We start from the raw sequence: 16,587 nt of genomic DNA, 5'->3' as shown, positions 1-16,587 counted from the left end.
GACCCACATGAACCACAAAAAGATAACAGCCTTACTTTTATCCCTAAGCATAATAACCGCTCCCGTGCAGCCCGCACAGGCCGCAGCGCTGCCAGCTTTCGAGCCAGTTCCTACAGTCGAATCCTCCATACCGGAAGAACAGCAGGAGGATATTTCGGCTGTGGAAAATGAGAAAAATATGGATGCTCCGGAATCCGGGGAATCCAGCGAAGCGGAAAGAACTACGGATGAAGAAGCTGCGGAAAATAAAGCAGAACAGAATTCCGATATTCAGGACAATACAGAGATAAAGGAAGCGGAAGAGCAGACGGATATCCAGGCGATGACAGAGGTTCCGGAACCGGAGAAACCGGATACACTCTCTTTTGGCGATTACATAGAAAGCGATCTGGATTACAACACTCCGGTTTATGACGCAGGAATTGCCACCTATGCCAGTCTGCCGTCGGCATTTCCGGATGATATGAATGTTTTTGAAACCACCTATCCGTCCAACCGGAACCAGAATCCTTATGGAACCTGCTGGGCCGTGGCTTCCACCGGGCTCGCAGAATTTGATCTCATCAACGATTCTCTGGCTGGCAGAGGAAGCTTTGACAGAAGCCTGGATCTGAGTGAGCTGCAGCTGGCTTATTTTACCTATAATTCCGTGGTGGATCCGCTGGGTGGAACAGAAGGAGATTACACCAAGTATTATAATGAAAATGCTTCTGTTTCCTATCTGAATTACGGCGGCAATTATGCCATGGCGGCCAGAAGGCTGGCCCAGTGGTGCGGAGCCGTGCCAGAATCTCTGGTGCCCTACAGCCAGGCAGCGGCCACGGTGACAGGAGGACTGGACAGCTCCTATGCGTATAGCCATGATGTGGCGCATCTGGAAAATATCTATATGGTCAATATCCGGGAAAATGCGTCAGATGTAAAGCAGCAGATTATGGAGCATGGTGCGGTGGGCGTGATGTATTATCATGCAGATGCGGCTATGGGATGGAATTCCGCACTGGGACGGTATACTTATTATGATTCCGCAACGACAGGCGGAGGACATGCAGTTATGATTGTAGGCTGGGACGATGATTTTTCCAGAGACAATTTTACCGCGGCGGAAAAGCCTTCGGAAAATGGCGCCTGGCTTGTCCGGAACAGCTGGGGACTCTATGCCAATTATTTCTGGATGTCCTATGAGACGGTGTCTCTGGCCGATACGGCATGGGTATTTGATTTTGCAGAGCAGGATGACTATGACAATAATTATCAGCTGGATGGGGGAATTATGTCTTATCCGGATACCAGTCATCGGATCCTGGCCAATGTATTTCAGGCAAAGCAGGTAGCAGATGTCGGTTCGGAGACGCTGAAAGCTGTATCGCTTACATTTTCCAAAAATGCGGGAGTGGAGTATCAGGTTGAGATTTATACAGATCTGACAGATGCTGCGGATCCCCTGAGCGGAACCAGGCAGGAAGCGGCAACGACGACAGGCAGGACAACGTATGCCGGAACTTACACGGTTTCTCTGGAGCATACAGTTACGTTGAAGCCTGGGACTGCTTTTGCAGTGGTAGTGACGGTGGATGCTCCGGCGCTGGATTATGAGCAGGCACAGTCGGTAGCCTCGGAGGATTTTTCGAAGACCATCTGGGACTGTGGGGTGAGCGTAGGGAACAATAAGAGCTTTTATTACAGTGGAAGCAGGTTTTATCCCTTTTACTGGGGCAATTATTGTGTGAAGGCATTTACTTCCGACGAAAAGGAAAGTATCGATCCGAAGCCGGAACCGGAGCCTGTCCCGGCAGGTGTCCGATATCGGGCCCATGTGCAGGATTACGGCTGGCTGGATCCGGTGCAGAATGGAGAGATTGGCGGAACCACCGGACAGGGTCTGCGTGTGGAGGCCTTTGAGCTGAGTACGGAAAATGTGGACGGACTGGATGTGCATTATATGTCTATGGTACAGGGGAAGGGCTGGCAGGAGGAGCAGGGAAATGGAGCTGTCAGCGGAACTACCGGACAGGGAAGACAGATTGAAGCTGTCATGATTTCCCTGGGCGGTCAGCGTGCGGATCAATACGATATCTGGTACCGGGTCCATGTGCAGGATTATGGTTGGTTGTCCTGGGCTGCTGACGGGGCTCCGGCAGGGACAGGTGAGTCTGGAAGACGTATCGAGGCCATGCAGGTTGTGCTGCTGCCTAAGGGCGAGAAGCCGGATAATGAATATGGAGGGGTGAAATCAGACAACAGTCAGTCTTATCTGTCGGAATCAGGGTTCGTGCCTTCCATGCAGTATGGATATACGCTGCAGTATCAGGCACATGTACAGAATTACGGCTGGCTGAGTACAGTTCCGGAGGGAAGTGTGGGCGGCACCACCGGAAAAGCGCTTCGCATGGAGGCCTTGAAGCTTTCGGTGGATAATAAGCTGTATTCTGGTTCAGTGGTTTACACCACCCATGTGCAGGATTACGGCTGGCTGGATAATATCTATAATCAGGCTTCCTGGAAACAGGACGGGCAGATATCGGGAACCACCGGGGAGGGAAGGCGCTGTGAAGCTGTCCGGATTGCCCTGACAGGTGAGCTTTCCAGGTATTATGACATCTATTACCGGGCTCATGCTGCGAATTTTGGCTGGCTTTCCTGGGCATCCAACGGCGAACCAGCAGGAACCGCCGGATATGGCTATCAGATGGAAGCGGTTCAGATCGTGATGCGCCCCAAAGGAAGCGGAGCGCCCGCAAGGGATTATCAGGGAGTGACGTCAGCGACTACAGCGGTGTATGTAGCCAAATAACAGTTGCTATCCCGCCACTCCAATGCTACAATGATCATATCGGTCAGGGTCAGGACATTCTGGCCCTGGCCGGTTTCTATATGCGCCTGGCGGCGCACGTTTCTAACGGGTGAAAGTTCCAAAGTAAGCGCTTTATAATCAACCGGATAGTCAACCTCCAACTTTTATGAGATACTTCAAATACTTGGAGTAATTCACTTTCTATCCGTTTCTCGGCGTTGCAAAAGCTATACTTCAACTTCAAATCTCAGAGCGCATTTTTGATAGCTTTTGTTGTACCTGGTTACTCCAAAATCTGAATTGGAGGAATTAAATCAAATGAGTACAACTTCAAAGGATGAACATTGGTTAGAGCTGATCACCCAGTGCAGAGCCAGTGGACTTACCGATCGCCAGTGGTGTATAGAAAACCGGATCCCTGTCAGCACATTTTACTATCATATCCGGGCGCTGCGGAAGAAAGCCTGTGAGGTTCCGGAAGCAGTGGAGACTGTGGGGCAGAAACAGGAAGTTGTCCAAATCCCGCTCTGGGAAATGGAACAGCAGACTTCCGCTCCCGTTGCCGCAGACCGGCCTTCGATTTGTCTGGATATGCAGGGTATCCGCATTGAAATTCACGAACAGGCTGGGGCGGATGTGATCCGGAATACTCTTCTTGCCCTGCGGCAGCTTTGTTAGGCGAATTGTCTGGTGTGGCTAAATTTTTCCTTGTAACTGGCTATACCGATATGCGGAAAAGTATTGATGGCCTGATGGCAATCGTACGGGATACCTATGAATTAGATCCATACAGCAATTCCCTCTTCCTTTTCTGTGGCAGACGCTGCGATCGGATTAAGGCACTGCACATTGAAAAAGATGGTTTCTGCCTGTATTATAAGCGCTTAGATAATGGACGGTTTCAATGGCCGCGGGATCCTTCCGAAGTAAGAAATCTCACCCGCCAGGAATACCGCTGGCTCTTAGAAGGTCTTTCCATTGATCAGCCCAAGGCAATCCGGCCTGCAGGGAAAAAGGAATTCTAATCTTTGTGCAAAAGGGAGAAAAATTTTCTTTCTCTTGCCGGGCTAAAAAATACAGCAGATAAGTTATCCACAAAACAAGGGAACATCCGGAAGAGCAGGAGGATAACCTGCTCTATATGCCCCAGATGATTGCCTATGTGTGGAAAATCAGACATTTTTCAGAGGCAATGTCCTGCCAGAGCGGTATGTTATCCACATTTCTTTTTCGTCACAATGACGATGGAGGACAGATGGGACATTCGCTTTTTTGCTAGATTTTCAGTATAATAGGAACCAGTAAAAGAAAGGTGGTTTCCTATGCGGCAGTCAGAGATGGAAGCTCTCATGCAGCTTCAGAAAGAGACAATTGAATCCCTTCGCCAACTGGTAGACAGCCAGCGGCTTACCATGGAACAGATGGCCAAAAATCATGAAGAACAAACCGCGCAGCTAAACCAGACCATCGCAAATCTCAATGAAACAGTTGAGTATCTCAAGAAAAAGCTGTTTGCATCTTCCAGCGAAAGAACAAAAAAAGAGGAGTTTCCCGGACAGCTTGAGCTGTTCAATGAGGCAGAGGCGGAAGTAGATCCATCTGTCCAGGAGCCAACCCTAGAAGAAATGGTGGGTGGTTATAAACGTAAAGCAAGAAAAGCGAAAGCTATCAGAGAAGAGATCCTTGCAAGGCTTCCAGTGATTGAAGTTCTCTGCAGCGTGCCGGATGAGGAAAGAAACTGCCCTTATTGTAATACACCCATGGCAGTCATCGGGAAAAAGGTTGTGCGGGAAGAACTGCGGCTTATCTAGGCAAAAGTAGAATGGATTCAGTATGTACAGGAGGTGCTTGGCTGCCCGGAATGTAAGAAAGATGGTGCCAGTGTTATCGTCGGGGTCGAAACACCAAGCCCCTTACTGAAGCACAGCCTTGCATCCCCATCCACAGTTGCTTATGTGATGTATCAAAAATATGTGAACAGTATCCCTCTTTACCGGCAGGAAGCAGACTGAAAACAGCTTGGGGTCCGGCTGCCCCGGGCGACGCTGGCAAACTGGGTTATCAAATGCGGCATAGATTATATGGAGCCGGTGTATGAACAGCTTCACAGGCATCTGTTGGAACGAGACATTATCCATGCAGATGAAACACCATGCCAGGTACTGAAGGAGACAGGGAAAACGGCACAGTCCAAGTCGTATATGTGGCTGTATGGCTCCGGAAATGATGAGCTGCCGCCAATTCGGCTGTATGATTACCAGCCCAGCCGGGGCGGCTATCATGCAGAAGAGTTTTTGAAGGATTTTACCGGATACCTTACCTGTGATGGCTTTGGTGGTTATAATAAGCTGAAAAATGTCATTCGCTGCGGCTGCCTTGCGCATATGGGACGGTACTGGCATGAGGCACTGCCGGGAAAAATGAAGAAATCGCCAGATAAGACTCCGGCGGAGATCGGGTTTGATTACTGCAACCAGTTGTTTGAACTGGAGAGAGGGTACGCAGATTTGGATGCCGACACCCGGAAAGCCAAGCGCCTTGAGACAGAGCCTGCCATATGGGAGGCTTATTGGGCGTGGCTGGAAACAGTGAACCCTGCTGGCGGGAGCCGGCTGGCCAAAGCAGTGACCTATGCGAAAAATCAGAAGCCCTATATGGAGAACTATTTGTTAGATGGGCGGTGTTCCATATCGAACAACATCGCAGAAAATATAGCCCGCCCTTATGCTGTAGGAAGGAAAAATTTTCTGTTTCATGATACGGTAAGAGGAGCGCGGGCCAGTGCCATTGTTTACAGCTTAGTAGAAACAGCAAAGCTTAACCATCTGAACATTTATGCATATCTGGAGACCGTACTGCTCTATATGCCGGACTACAAAAATGAGCCCGAAGGTATAGAAGAGCTGATGCCATGGTCTGAGATGATACAGCAGCGATGCCGGATGAAATCAAAAAACTGAAGTTGGAGTATTTTACTTCAATGATAATGGGATATCTTGCGGAATGATAGCCATTATTTTATTGAGCGCTTACTTAGCATATAGGAGAGTGGAAAAGAGATTGCAGAAAATTTACAGATGAGACAGTGGGAGTACTTATACTCGTCAGATAAATGCTGGGTTTACCGTTTGCAAAGAAAGGGAATAGATGATGATTGATTTTTCAATTATCAAACAAGTTAATTTATGAAATATACAGGTGATTTGTGTGTGCTTAAAGAAAATTGTTAAGAGCAATATGGTAAAGAATAAAATCAATTGGATTATTATTTTCGGAATGTTTATGCGAATTGCGTATATGCTGTATACCCCTATGACAGTGAGAAGCCATGATTTTGGGGCGCTTGATATCAACGCTACAGGGCATGCAGCATATCTGCTTAACTTAATGGAAGGGCATCTTCCATACACAAATAAATTTCAATTTTATCAACAACCCTTTTACTATTTCCTATCTGTCGCACTGGCTAATTTGCTAAAGGTGTGCATTCCGAATTTGACGATATACCAGATGCTGGAAGTTTCAAAAATTATATCATGTTTAGCATCATGCCTGCTTCTCTTTGTGGTGTTGAAGCTTGGAGAGGCAGTTAGAATGGAAATGACAGGTATGGAAATATTAATGCTATATGTGGCTTTTACACCTGTTTTTTATTTACGAGGAGGTAGTGTTGGACCAGATATGCTGGCAACTTTTTTTGTGACAGCTGAGTTTTTATGGACTTTGTATTGGAAGAAAAATCCAAATTGGAAAAACACTTTGTTCCTTGCACTACTATATGGCTTGGGTGTGATGACAAAGATTTCCTGTGCAATTGTTGCAGTTTATACGATAATTGTTTTTTTGGAAAAATTATGGAGAAGTTCAAACAAAAAAGATATTGTTGGCTGGATGAAAAAGTATTTTTGCTTTGGAGCCGTTAGTTTGCCATTGGGACTATGGTATTCTGTGAGAAATTATATAAAATTTCAACAGCCGTTAAGTTATGTTCCGGACATCGGAAGACAGTCGGGACTCTATATAGGAAATCACACTTTTACATCCCATTGGGTCGGAAATTCAAAGCTTGTCTTTTTGGGGAGCACCATACGAAGCATGGTATGAGCCTGTTCAATACCGCCTTTCTGCCCACTACGCATAGGATCACAATAGTAAATGTTGGAGCGCTGGAATCCGGTTATCCCTGTTTCCAATGAATCTGGATCTCCGAATTCAGAACCGCGATCGGTTAGGATATGTTCAAACAGGGAAAGAAATTCATAAGTTCCCAAACGTTTCTTCAAACGGTCAAAAACAAGCCTTACAGCACCTTCCGTGTTGCGGTTCATCAGAAAAGCTAGGAATAGTTTTTCTTTGGTGAAGAAAAAAGTAAGCAAAGTTTTAGCGGAATCGTTGGAGGAGTGAACGGTATCCATTTCCACAAAGGAATCCAGGTGTAGTTCTGAAAAATCAGAGTAAGTTCTGCCAGTAAAAACTTTCCGGTCAGAAATCTGTGTTTTGTGTACTTTCCTTGGTTTGAATTTTACCTTTCGTTTTAAATCAATGTTTCTGGATGTAAAAAGGCCCATATCGAGATAGGTGTAGACTGTTCTGACCGACATATCCAGTTCCGGATGGTTGGTGATGATCTGATACGGGGACTGTCCTTGGGCAATCAGGGGACTGATAACTTTATCTTTAAGACGCAGTTCATGTCTGGAGAGACTGATGCCGGAACGGGAGTCAGAAAGCGTTTCCCGATATTTGCGGTCAGCAGCTTTGGCATTGTAGTTATATTTGTGAGCAATCGTGCAATGGTTTATAAGCTTTGTGCAGCCATTGCAGACATAAGGGGCCCTGTCCAGACGGTTACAGCGTTCTTTTTCAAAATCAGGGCATGTTTGGTTGCAGGTGGGGCAGGAAGCACATTTCACGCCACAGAGAACAATTTTTCCACAGGCATAAGAGTAAATGTGAATTGTGCGAGAGAGAATTCCACTGGGGATTGAGGGAGTGGAATTCACAATTTCATTTTTCATCGTTCTCAACAATTTAAATATCAGTTGCCAATCTACACACCAAATGCTAAAATGGTCATATCGGTCAGGGTCACGTTCCTTGTGCCCCTGACCGATTTTATATTCATTGAAAGGAACCCTTGAGCTAGAAGGAGCTTCCTGTATAATGATTAAGTGTTTTACTTTTGAAAACTTTAAAAGCTTTGAGAAGGCTGAACTTAATCTTGAAGCACTGACAACTTTGATAGGAACAAATTGTTGAGAAAAGTGATTTTACGATATACTAACGATATAAATTATGGACAGGAGGTCAAGCGACATATGGAAATGGATAAGACTATGTATGGAAGTAGAGAATTGGAATTTGCAATTTTCTGCATTGAAAATGTTGCATCAAAATTAAATGTGGATGCTGCAAAAGTCTATGCCGCTTTGACAGAACAGACAGACATTTTGAATGAATATATCATTCCAGAGTATGAAGTTCTTCACACCCAAAGCAAGGAGTATATCGTGAATGATATTATTGATATTATGAAAGAAAGGGGTGTGAAACTATGATCTTATATCATGGCTCATTTGTAGTGGTTGAACAGCCGGATTTGTTGCACTCCAGACCGAATGTTGATTTTGGGAAAGGTTTTTATGTCACACCCATTTATGAGCAGGCAGAGAAATGGTGTAGCAGATTTAAACGTCGAGGTAAGGATGGTATTGTATCGCAGTATGTGTTTGACGAAGGCGCGTATAAGGATTTAAAGGTGCTGACATTTGATGCCTATTCAGAGGATTGGCTGGATTTCATCCTGAACTGTCGAAGAGGGCAGGATGGTACAGATTATGATTTTGTGGTTGGCGGTGTTGCAAATGATAAGGTGTTCAATACGGTAGAACTGTTTTTTGATGGATTGATTGATAAGGCGGAAGCTATTCACAGGCTGCAATATGAGAAACCGAACCTGCAAATGGCTTTTCGAACGGAGAAGGCACTTTCTTATCTGAAATTTAAAGGGAGTGAAAGAGTATGAATGCAAATCCGATTCTTCTACAGAAGAAATATGCACGAGTAGTAGCACTTTTCGCAAAAGAGAATAACATTTCATTGGAGAAAGCTCTGGACGTTTTTTATCATTCCGAATTGTATAAGCTCATGAGCGAGGGTGTATCAGATATGCATTGTATGAGTGACGAATATCTTGTCCAGGAGCTGGAAGAAGAAAGAAAAAATACAAAATAACCTACTCTGATATGGAACTCTATGGCGGTAGTAGATGTGGGGCTTTGTTATGCAATCTTCCAGTTGAAAGATGGGCCGGAGTTGCGAGATTATCGTTTTATGAGTATTAGAAGTCTTTTGAAACAAGGCATGTCGGAATAGCTAATGGGATCAATATTGACAATATCATATCGAGTCATTCAGGACAGACTGTTTATGTCTGACTTTGATAAGTACATGTTGGAATTGGAAGAGAATGCGAAAAAGTAACAGATAAGTACTTGACATCTTCGCCCGTAAAGGTTTAGAATAATCCTTGATATGACAAATGCAACGAAGGTGCACAGTAACCTTTCTTCTTCTTTCAGAGAGAGACCGTCAGCGGCTGTGAGCGGGCTTAAGTTCAGGAGAGAGTGTGAAATTCCCACCGGAGCAGCATCGCTGAAGAGATTTGGTAGGCGATGACGTAGCCTGCACGTTACGCAGAAGATGAGAGCCTGTCCGTTAAATGAAGAGATAGGAATCAGGGTGGTACCGCGGAAGATATGAGATCCGTCCCTACACGTCAGTAGGGGCGGATCTTTTGCGTCCCTCAAAAACCAACAATCAGGAAAGGTGAGAACAATGAAGGAAAAACTGCAGAAAATCCGGGAAAATGCCATTGCACAGATTCGGGAAGCAAAGAATCTGAACACATTGAATGAAGCCCGCGTGGCCATTCTCGGTAAAAAGGGTGAACTGACCAGCGTATTGAAGAGTATGAAGGATGTGGCTCCGGAGGACAGACCGAAGGTAGGCCAGCTGGTGAATGAGACACGCGAGGAAATCGAGAAGGTTCTGGAAGAGGCCAAGGCAAAGATGGAGGCCCTGGTTCGCGAGGAGAAGCTGAAGGCAGAGGTTATCGACGTAACCCTTCCGGCGAAGAAGAACAATGTAGGCCATCGTCATCCGAACACCATTGCCTTGGAGGAGGTAGAGCGTATCTTCGTAGGTATGGGCTATGAGGTGGTGGAAGGACCGGAGATCGAGTACGACCTTTACAATTTTGAAAAACTGAATATTCCGGAAGGACATCCGGCCAAGGACGAGCAGGATACCTTCTATATCAATAAAAACATCGTGCTGCGTACCCAGACTTCTCCCTGCCAGGCACGTGTGATGGAGGAAGGAAAGCTGCCGATCCGTATGATCGCTCCGGGACGTGTATTCCGTTCTGACGAGGTGGACGCAACCCATTCCCCGTCCTTCCATCAGATTGAAGGTTTGGTTGTGGACAAGAATGTTACCTTTGCGGATCTGAAGGGTACGCTGGAGGAGTTTGCCAAGGAGCTGTTTGGAGCCGAGACGAAAACCAAGTTCCGTCCCCATCATTTCCCGTTTACGGAGCCCAGCGCCGAGGTAGATGTAAGCTGCTTCAAATGCGGTGGTAAGGGCTGCCGGTTCTGCAAGGGCAGCGGCTGGATCGAGATCCTGGGCTGCGGTATGGTGCATCCTCATGTACTGGAGATGTGCGGGATCGATCCCAACGAGTACACCGGATTTGCCTTTGGTGTAGGTCTGGAGAGAATTGCGCTGCTGAAGTATGAGATTGACGACATGAGACTGTTATACGAAAATGATATTCGTTTCTTAAAGCAGTTTTGATAGCAGTGAGCCGTGCATAGGAAGGCACAGGCATTTGCAGGCAGATGTATCTGACTGCAGATGCCTGGGACTTTCTATATGGGGCGATAGCCTCAAGCAAGGGAAAACGAAGTTTTCTCGAGCGTAGCACGGGGAGCGTATGTGATAGAAAGAGAGGAGAAAAACAATGGATACATCTTTATCATGGATTAAAGCGTATGTGCCGGATCTGGATGTAACGGCGCAGGAATATACAGATGCAATGACACTTTCCGGAACCAAGGTTGAGGGCTTCACCAAGCTGGACGCTGACCTGGAAAATATCATCATTGGTCAGATCGTAAAGATTGAGCAGCACCCGGACGCGGATAAGCTGGTAGTATGCCAGGTTAATATCGGAGAGGCAGAGCCGATTCAGATCGTTACAGGCGCCCCCAATGTAAAGGAAGGACAGAAGGTTCCGGTGGTTCTGGACGGTGGCCGCGTGGCCGGCGGACATGATGGCAAGATGACTCCGGGCGGAATCAAGATTAAAAAGGGAAAGCTTCGCGGAGTGGAGTCCAACGGTATGATGTGCTCCATCGAGGAGCTGGGTCAGAGCCGGGAGATGTACCCGGAAGCGCCGGAATACGGAATCTATATTTTCCCGGATGACGCAGTGGTAGGCGAGAGCGCTATTCACGCCCTGGGTCTGGACGACGTAGTGTTTGAGTACGAGATTACCTCCAACCGTGTGGACTGCTACAGTGTCATCGGTATTGCCCGAGAGGCTGCAGCCACCTTCCGGAAGAAGTTTGTACCGCCTGTGGTAACCGTAAAGGGCTCCGGCGGAGATGTCAATGATTATATCAAGGTAGATGTAAAGGATGCGGATCTCTGCCCCCGTTATTGTGCGAGAGTGGTCAAGAATATCAAGCTGGCTCCCTCACCGCAGTGGATGCAGCGCAGACTGGCAGTTAATGGCATCCGTCCCATCAATAATATCGTGGATATCACCAATTATGTAATGGAAGAGTATGGCCAGCCCATGCACGCTTACGACCTGGATACCATCGCGGGTCATCAGATTCTGGTGCGCCGGGCAGAGGAAGGCGAGAAGTTTGTGACTTTGGACGGCCAGGAGCGTACCATGGATGAAAATGTCCTGATGATCTGCGACGGCGAGAAGGCTGTGGGAATCGCAGGTATCATGGGCGGTGAGAATTCCATGATTACAGATCACGTAAAGACAATGCTGTTTGAGGCTGCCTGCTTTGACGGTGTGAATATCCGTCTTTCCGCAAAGCGTATCGGTCTTCGTACCGATGCTTCCGGTAAGTTTGAAAAGGGTCTGGATCCGAACAATGCCCAGGCTGCCATTGATCGTGCCTGCCAGCTGATCGAGGAGCTGGGAGCCGGTGAAGTGGTAGACGGTATGGTTGACGTTTATTACGGAAAGAGCGAGCCTTCCAGAGTGCCCTTTGACGCGGATAAGATCAACGGGCTTCTGGGAACCGATCTCAGCAAAGAGCAGATGCTGGATTATCTGAAGCTGGTTGAGTTGGATTATGATGAGAAAACCAATGAAATCGTAGCGCCCACCTTCCGGCAGGATATTCACCGCCTGGCAGATGTGGCGGAGGAGGTAGCGCGTTTCTTTGGTTACGACAATATCCCCACCACCCTCCCGAGAGGAGAGGCTACCACAGGTAAGCTTCCCTTCAAGCTTCGCGTGGAGGCTGTGGCAAGAGATATCGCTGAGTTCTGCGGCTTTTCCCAGGGTATGACTTATTCCTTTGAGAGCCCGAAGATATTTGATAAGCTGCTTCTTGACGCGGAGGATCCCATGCGCCGGGCAATCCGGATTTCCAACCCGCTGGGCGAGGATTTCAGTATCATGCGTACTACTTCCATGAATGGTATGCTGACTTCTCTGGCTACGAACTACAATCGCAGAAATAAGAATGTACGTCTGTACGAAATGGGTAATATCTATATCGCGAAGGCGCTTCCGCTTCAGGAGCTTCCGGATGAGCGGATGCAGTTCACCCTGGGTATGTATGGCGACGGCGATTTCTACAATATGAAGGGCGTTATCGAGGAGCTCTTCGATAAGCTGGGTATGCGCGACCGTGTACACTATGATCCGAAGGCCGGTAAGAATTATCTCCATCCGGGACGTCAGGCCAATATCTATTATGACGGCAAGCTGATGGGCTATCTGGGTGAGGTTCATCCGGTGGTTGCCGACACCTATGGCATCGGCGAGCGGGCCTATGTGGCTGTTCTGGATATGCCGGTGGTAACGGAGATGGCGACCTTTGGCCGTAAGTATGAGGGAATTGCCAAGTTCCCGGCAGTAACCCGTGATATCTCCATGGTGATCCCCAAGGAGGTGCTGGCAGGCCAGATCGAAGAGGTGATTGAGCAGAAGGGCGGCAGCTATTTGGAAAGCTTCCAGCTGTTCGACATTTACGAGGGAAGCCAGATTAAGGAAGGCTATAAGTCAGTGGCTTATTCTATCGTATTCCGCGGTAAGGATAAGACGCTGGAGGAGAGCGACATTTCCGCGGCTATGAAGCGGATCCTGAAGGGTCTGGAGGGCCTGAAGGCGGAGCTTCGTCAGTAGGTTGAAACTGTAAAAAACTTACAGGGCATCGATTCCTCGGAAAATGGGGTCGGTGTCCTGTTTTAGGCTGACAGGATAAATATGGCGTGGTATAATGAGCGAAAGAGAGTCAACATGCTCATATGATTGACGAAAAATAAGACAAATGCGGGAGAGAATACTTATGCAGATTGGTATTGTAGGAGCAGGCATGACGGTGCCCTGGTTTCTGGAGGCGGCAAAATTGATTCCGGAGATGGAAGTGCGGGCTTTATTTGCACGGAAAGAAGAAAAACGGAAGGAGATCTGTGAGAAGTATCAGGTTCCGGTGGCCTATGACAGCTATGAGAAGCTGTTAGCGGATCAGTCGATTGATGTATTGTACCTTCCGGTGCCCAATCACCTGCATTACAGCTTCACAAAGCAGGCCCTGGAGGCAGGGAAGCATGTGATTCTGGAAAAACCATTTACGGTGACCTACGAAGAGGCGAAAAAACTGGCAGAGCTGGCCCGGGCAAAGGGGTTGGTTCTCTTTGAGGCCATTACCAATCAGTACAACGCCAACTATGAAAAGGTTCGGGAGCTGCTTCCGGGTCTGGGCGATGTGAAGATTGTGCAGCTGAATTTCTCCCAGTATTCCAGTCGCTATGAGGCATTCAAGCAGGGGAACATCGCGCCGGTATTCGATCCGGCCAAGGCAGGCGGCGCGCTGATGGACCTGAATGTATACAATATTCATTTTGTGGTGGGCTTGTTTGGCGAACCTAAGGCAATTCATTACTATCCGAATATGGAGAAGGGCGTGGACACGTCAGGCATTCTGGTTATGGAATATCCGACGTTCCAGTGTGTTTGTGTGGCGGCTAAGGATTGTGGCGCGCCTTTATCGGTGAATATCGAGGGTGATAAGGGCTGCATGTTCAGCCATTCCAATTCCGGGCGGTTTGAAGAGTTCAGTTATCAGGAAAATAAGCAGGAGCCGATACATTACGAGTTGGCCCGTCGGGACAGCATTTTCGCAGAGGAGCTGACGGCATTTACCGAATACTATGTAAATAAAAACCAGGCGGAGCTGGACAGACGACTGGAACACAGCCTGCGGGTTATGAAGGTCCTGGATGCAGCCCGTCGAGGGAGCCGTTCCTGACTGATATATGGCAAAAGAGCGGAAGGGAAACAGAAACTGCTTTACGCGGACTGAAAAAAGCAGTAGAATAGAAAAATGTGTACGGACATACGGGGAGGGACAACATGTTTTATTCGATTCACAATAAAGAAATCCGGGAGATCAGTCTGGAGCAGCTGGATTTCCATGATATCTGCGTGGGTTATCTGACGCTGGATGAATTGAAAAGCTGCTATCAGGAGCTGGGACTTTCAGAGGTGGCGGTCAAGGACTGTATGACAGATTTCACCCATTTCCGAACCAGTATGGATGTATACGACGAGTTCAGCTTCGGTATGATCAATATCGTGGATATCCTGAATTTGAGCACCAGGCGCAACCGTATCGGCTTTTTCATTAAGAAAAATCTGTTTGTAGTGGTGAAAATCATCGACAAGGAAGACAGCATCCGGCAAATGTTTCTGGACGCTATTGGACGATTCCGACAGAACGCCACCATGGAGAAAGTGATCTACGGTGTGCTGGAGCGGCTGCTGTCCAGTGGTAACCGGGGTCTGGTCATGACAGAACGCCAGATTATTGCCATGGAGCGGGAAGTGGTCAACGGCAAAGTAGACTCAGAGCTGAATACCGAGATCTTCGATCTGCGAAATCGGCTTTCCACGCTGAAAAACTACTATGAGCAGCTCATCGACATCGGAGAGTCCCTGCAGGAGAATGAAAATGATTTGTTCGAGGAAGAAGATCTGCGTTATTTCAAGATCTTCACAGATAAATCCGAGCGTCTCAGCAATAACACTCAGCTGCTCTGTGATAATCTGATTCACCTTCGGGAAGCCATGGACGCTACCCTCAACTATAACCTGAACAATACCATGAAGCTTTTTACCATGGTGACCATCATCTTCCAGCCGCTGACCCTAATCGTGGGCTGGTACGGCATGAACTTCAAGTATATGCCGGAGCTTGGGTGGAGGTTCGGATATCTGTATGTGATCGTGCTGAGCATTGTGGTGGTGGGTGTGATTTTGTATTGGTTTAAGAAGAGAAAGTTCTAAAAAATGATATAACTCTATTTAAAGGACAGGAATTACAACATGAAAACAAGCGATTTTTACTATGATTTACCCCAAGAGCTGATAGCCCAGGATCCGCTGGAGGACCGTAGCAGCTCCCGGCTTATGGTACTGGATAAGAAAACTGGAAACGTAGAGCATAAAATCTTCCGCGACATCATCGACTATCTGAACCCGGGCGACTGCCTGGTGGTCAATAATACGAAGGTCATCCCGGCCCGCCTCTTAGGCGTCAAGGAAGACACCGGCGCGCACATCGAAGTGCTGCTTCTGAAGCGCAAGGCAGACAATGTCTGGGAGACCCTGGTAAAGCCTGGAAAGAAAGCCAGACCCGGCACGCGTATTGATTTCGGCGACGGCCTGCTGAAGGCGGAGGTTATCGACGTGGTAGACGAAGGCAACCGCCTGATCCGTTTTGAGTTCGACGGCATCTTCGAGGAAATTTTGGATCAGCTTGGACAGATGCCGCTGCCGCCTTATATCACCCATCAGTTAAAGGATAAGAACCGTTATCAGACCGTCTACGCCAAGCATGAAGGATCTGCAGCGGCGCCCACTGCAGGACTCCATTTCACACCGGAGCTGCTGGAGCAGATCCGGGCCAAAGGCGTAAAGCTGGCCCATGTGACCTTACATGTCGGTCTTGGTACCTTCCGTCCGGTCAAGGTAGACGATGTAACCCAGCATCATATGCACTCTGAATTCTATATGGTAGAAGAAGACCAGGCCAAACTTATCAACGATACCAAAGCCGCCGGTGGCCGCGTTATCTGCGTCGGCACCACCAGCTGCAGAACCCTGGAATCTGCCACGGACGAAAACGGTATCCTGAAAGCAGGAAGCGGCTGGACCGAAATCTTCATCTACCCCGGCTACCATTTCAAGATCATGGACGCCCTGATCACCAACTTTCATCTGCCTGAATCCACCTTACTGATGCTGGTGTCCGCATTTGCAGACAAAGAAACGATTATGAAAGCATATGAGGAAGCAGTGAGAGAGCGGTATCGTTTTTTCAGCTTCGGGGATGCGATGTTCATTAAATAACATCCAAAACGTACATTTGTAATCAAACGGGATTGCCGCGCGCAGCGTGGAAATCCCGAACTCAAAAGCAGAAATTAACAAATAGAAAAGAGGGGGGGGGGGGGGGGGGGGGGGGGGGGGG

General features: G+C 47.8%; 13 protein-coding genes, 2 pseudogenes and 1 other annotated feature. Of the genes and pseudogenes, 14 read left to right on the top strand and 1 reads right to left on the bottom strand.

The window, feature by feature from the left end; genetic code table 11:
• Positions 1-160 precede the first annotated feature (160 nt).
• From WMO29_RS09655 to WMO29_RS09630, 6 genes and pseudogenes are all read left to right on the top strand, one after another.
• Complete coding sequence (locus WMO29_RS09655) at positions 161-2,794, top strand: lectin like domain-containing protein (RefSeq protein ID WP_349164618.1); 2,634 nt, start codon at positions 161-163, stop codon at positions 2,792-2,794.
• Between the two features lie 318 nt (positions 2,795-3,112).
• On the top strand, positions 3,113-3,472 hold the full coding sequence (tnpA, locus tag WMO29_RS09650) for an IS66 family insertion sequence element accessory protein TnpA (protein WP_349164616.1): 360 nt from the start codon (positions 3,113-3,115) through the stop codon (positions 3,470-3,472).
• Positions 3,473-3,486: 14 nt separating this feature from the next.
• On the top strand, positions 3,487-3,819 hold the full coding sequence (gene tnpB / locus WMO29_RS09645) for an IS66 family insertion sequence element accessory protein TnpB (protein ID WP_349164615.1): 333 nt from the start codon (positions 3,487-3,489) through the stop codon (positions 3,817-3,819).
• A 297-nt stretch (positions 3,820-4,116) separates the two neighbouring features.
• The gene (locus WMO29_RS09640) at positions 4,117-4,605 is read left to right on the top strand and encodes an IS66 family transposase (RefSeq protein ID WP_349164614.1); all 489 of its coding nucleotides are present in this window, start codon (positions 4,117-4,119) and stop codon (positions 4,603-4,605) included.
• 33 nt (positions 4,606-4,638) lie between these two features.
• A pseudogene (gene tnpC / locus WMO29_RS09635) lies at positions 4,639-5,754 on the top strand (IS66 family transposase).
• A gap of 277 nt (positions 5,755-6,031) precedes the next feature.
• Complete coding sequence (locus tag WMO29_RS09630; RefSeq protein ID WP_349164613.1) at positions 6,032-6,898, top strand: glycosyltransferase family protein; 867 nt, start codon at positions 6,032-6,034, stop codon at positions 6,896-6,898.
• Here the strand turns inward: WMO29_RS09630 and WMO29_RS09625 are convergent.
• Positions 6,826-7,734: pseudogene (locus WMO29_RS09625) on the bottom strand (transposase); the annotation flags it as partial. The gene WMO29_RS09630 and the pseudogene WMO29_RS09625 overlap by 73 nt on opposite strands.
• Before the next feature lie 378 nt (positions 7,735-8,112).
• On the opposite strand from WMO29_RS09625, the gene WMO29_RS09620 reads away from it, so the two are divergent.
• The 8 genes from WMO29_RS09620 (at position 8,113) to queA (ending at position 16,466) form a co-directional block, all read left to right on the top strand.
• Positions 8,113-8,352 (top strand): DUF3791 domain-containing protein, encoded by a 240-nt coding sequence (locus WMO29_RS09620; RefSeq protein ID WP_349164611.1) that lies wholly within the window; start codon positions 8,113-8,115, stop codon positions 8,350-8,352.
• On the top strand, positions 8,349-8,819 hold the full coding sequence (locus WMO29_RS09615) for a DUF3990 domain-containing protein (protein ID WP_349164610.1): 471 nt from the start codon (positions 8,349-8,351) through the stop codon (positions 8,817-8,819). Before WMO29_RS09620 ends, WMO29_RS09615 begins: the two co-directional genes overlap by 4 nt.
• Positions 8,816-9,028: a DUF3791 domain-containing protein gene (locus tag WMO29_RS09610; RefSeq protein ID WP_349164609.1), complete on the top strand. Its 213-nt coding sequence runs from the start codon at positions 8,816-8,818 to the stop codon at positions 9,026-9,028. The genes WMO29_RS09615 and WMO29_RS09610 overlap by 4 nt, the downstream gene beginning before the upstream one ends.
• 303 nt (positions 9,029-9,331) lie before the next feature.
• Positions 9,332-9,570: a binding site (T-box leader), on the top strand.
• A gap of 61 nt (positions 9,571-9,631) precedes the next feature.
• A complete protein-coding gene (gene pheS / locus WMO29_RS09605; protein WP_349164607.1) occupies positions 9,632-10,651 on the top strand; it encodes a phenylalanine--tRNA ligase subunit alpha in 1,020 nt (339 codons plus the stop codon).
• Positions 10,652-10,817: 166 nt separating this feature from the next.
• Complete coding sequence (gene pheT / locus WMO29_RS09600; protein ID WP_349164606.1) at positions 10,818-13,238, top strand: phenylalanine--tRNA ligase subunit beta; 2,421 nt, start codon at positions 10,818-10,820, stop codon at positions 13,236-13,238.
• A 163-nt stretch (positions 13,239-13,401) separates the two neighbouring features.
• Positions 13,402-14,364 carry a Gfo/Idh/MocA family protein gene (locus tag WMO29_RS09595; protein ID WP_349164605.1) on the top strand — a complete coding sequence of 321 codons (963 nt, stop codon included), beginning with the start codon at positions 13,402-13,404 and terminating at the stop codon, positions 14,362-14,364.
• A gap of 104 nt (positions 14,365-14,468) precedes the next feature.
• Positions 14,469-15,401, top strand: coding sequence for a magnesium transporter CorA family protein (locus WMO29_RS09590; protein WP_349164603.1), 933 nt, complete (start codon positions 14,469-14,471; stop codon positions 15,399-15,401).
• Between the two features lie 39 nt (positions 15,402-15,440).
• Entirely contained in the window at positions 15,441-16,466 is a 1,026-nt protein-coding gene (queA, locus tag WMO29_RS09585) for a tRNA preQ1(34) S-adenosylmethionine ribosyltransferase-isomerase QueA (protein ID WP_349164602.1), read from the top strand.
• Positions 16,467-16,587: the final 121 nt, after the last annotated feature.

Source organism: Laedolimicola intestinihominis (assembly GCF_040096155.1).
GTDB lineage: Bacteria > Bacillota > Clostridia > Lachnospirales > Lachnospiraceae > Laedolimicola > Laedolimicola intestinihominis.
This window is presented reverse-complemented; position numbering and strand designations above follow the sequence as displayed.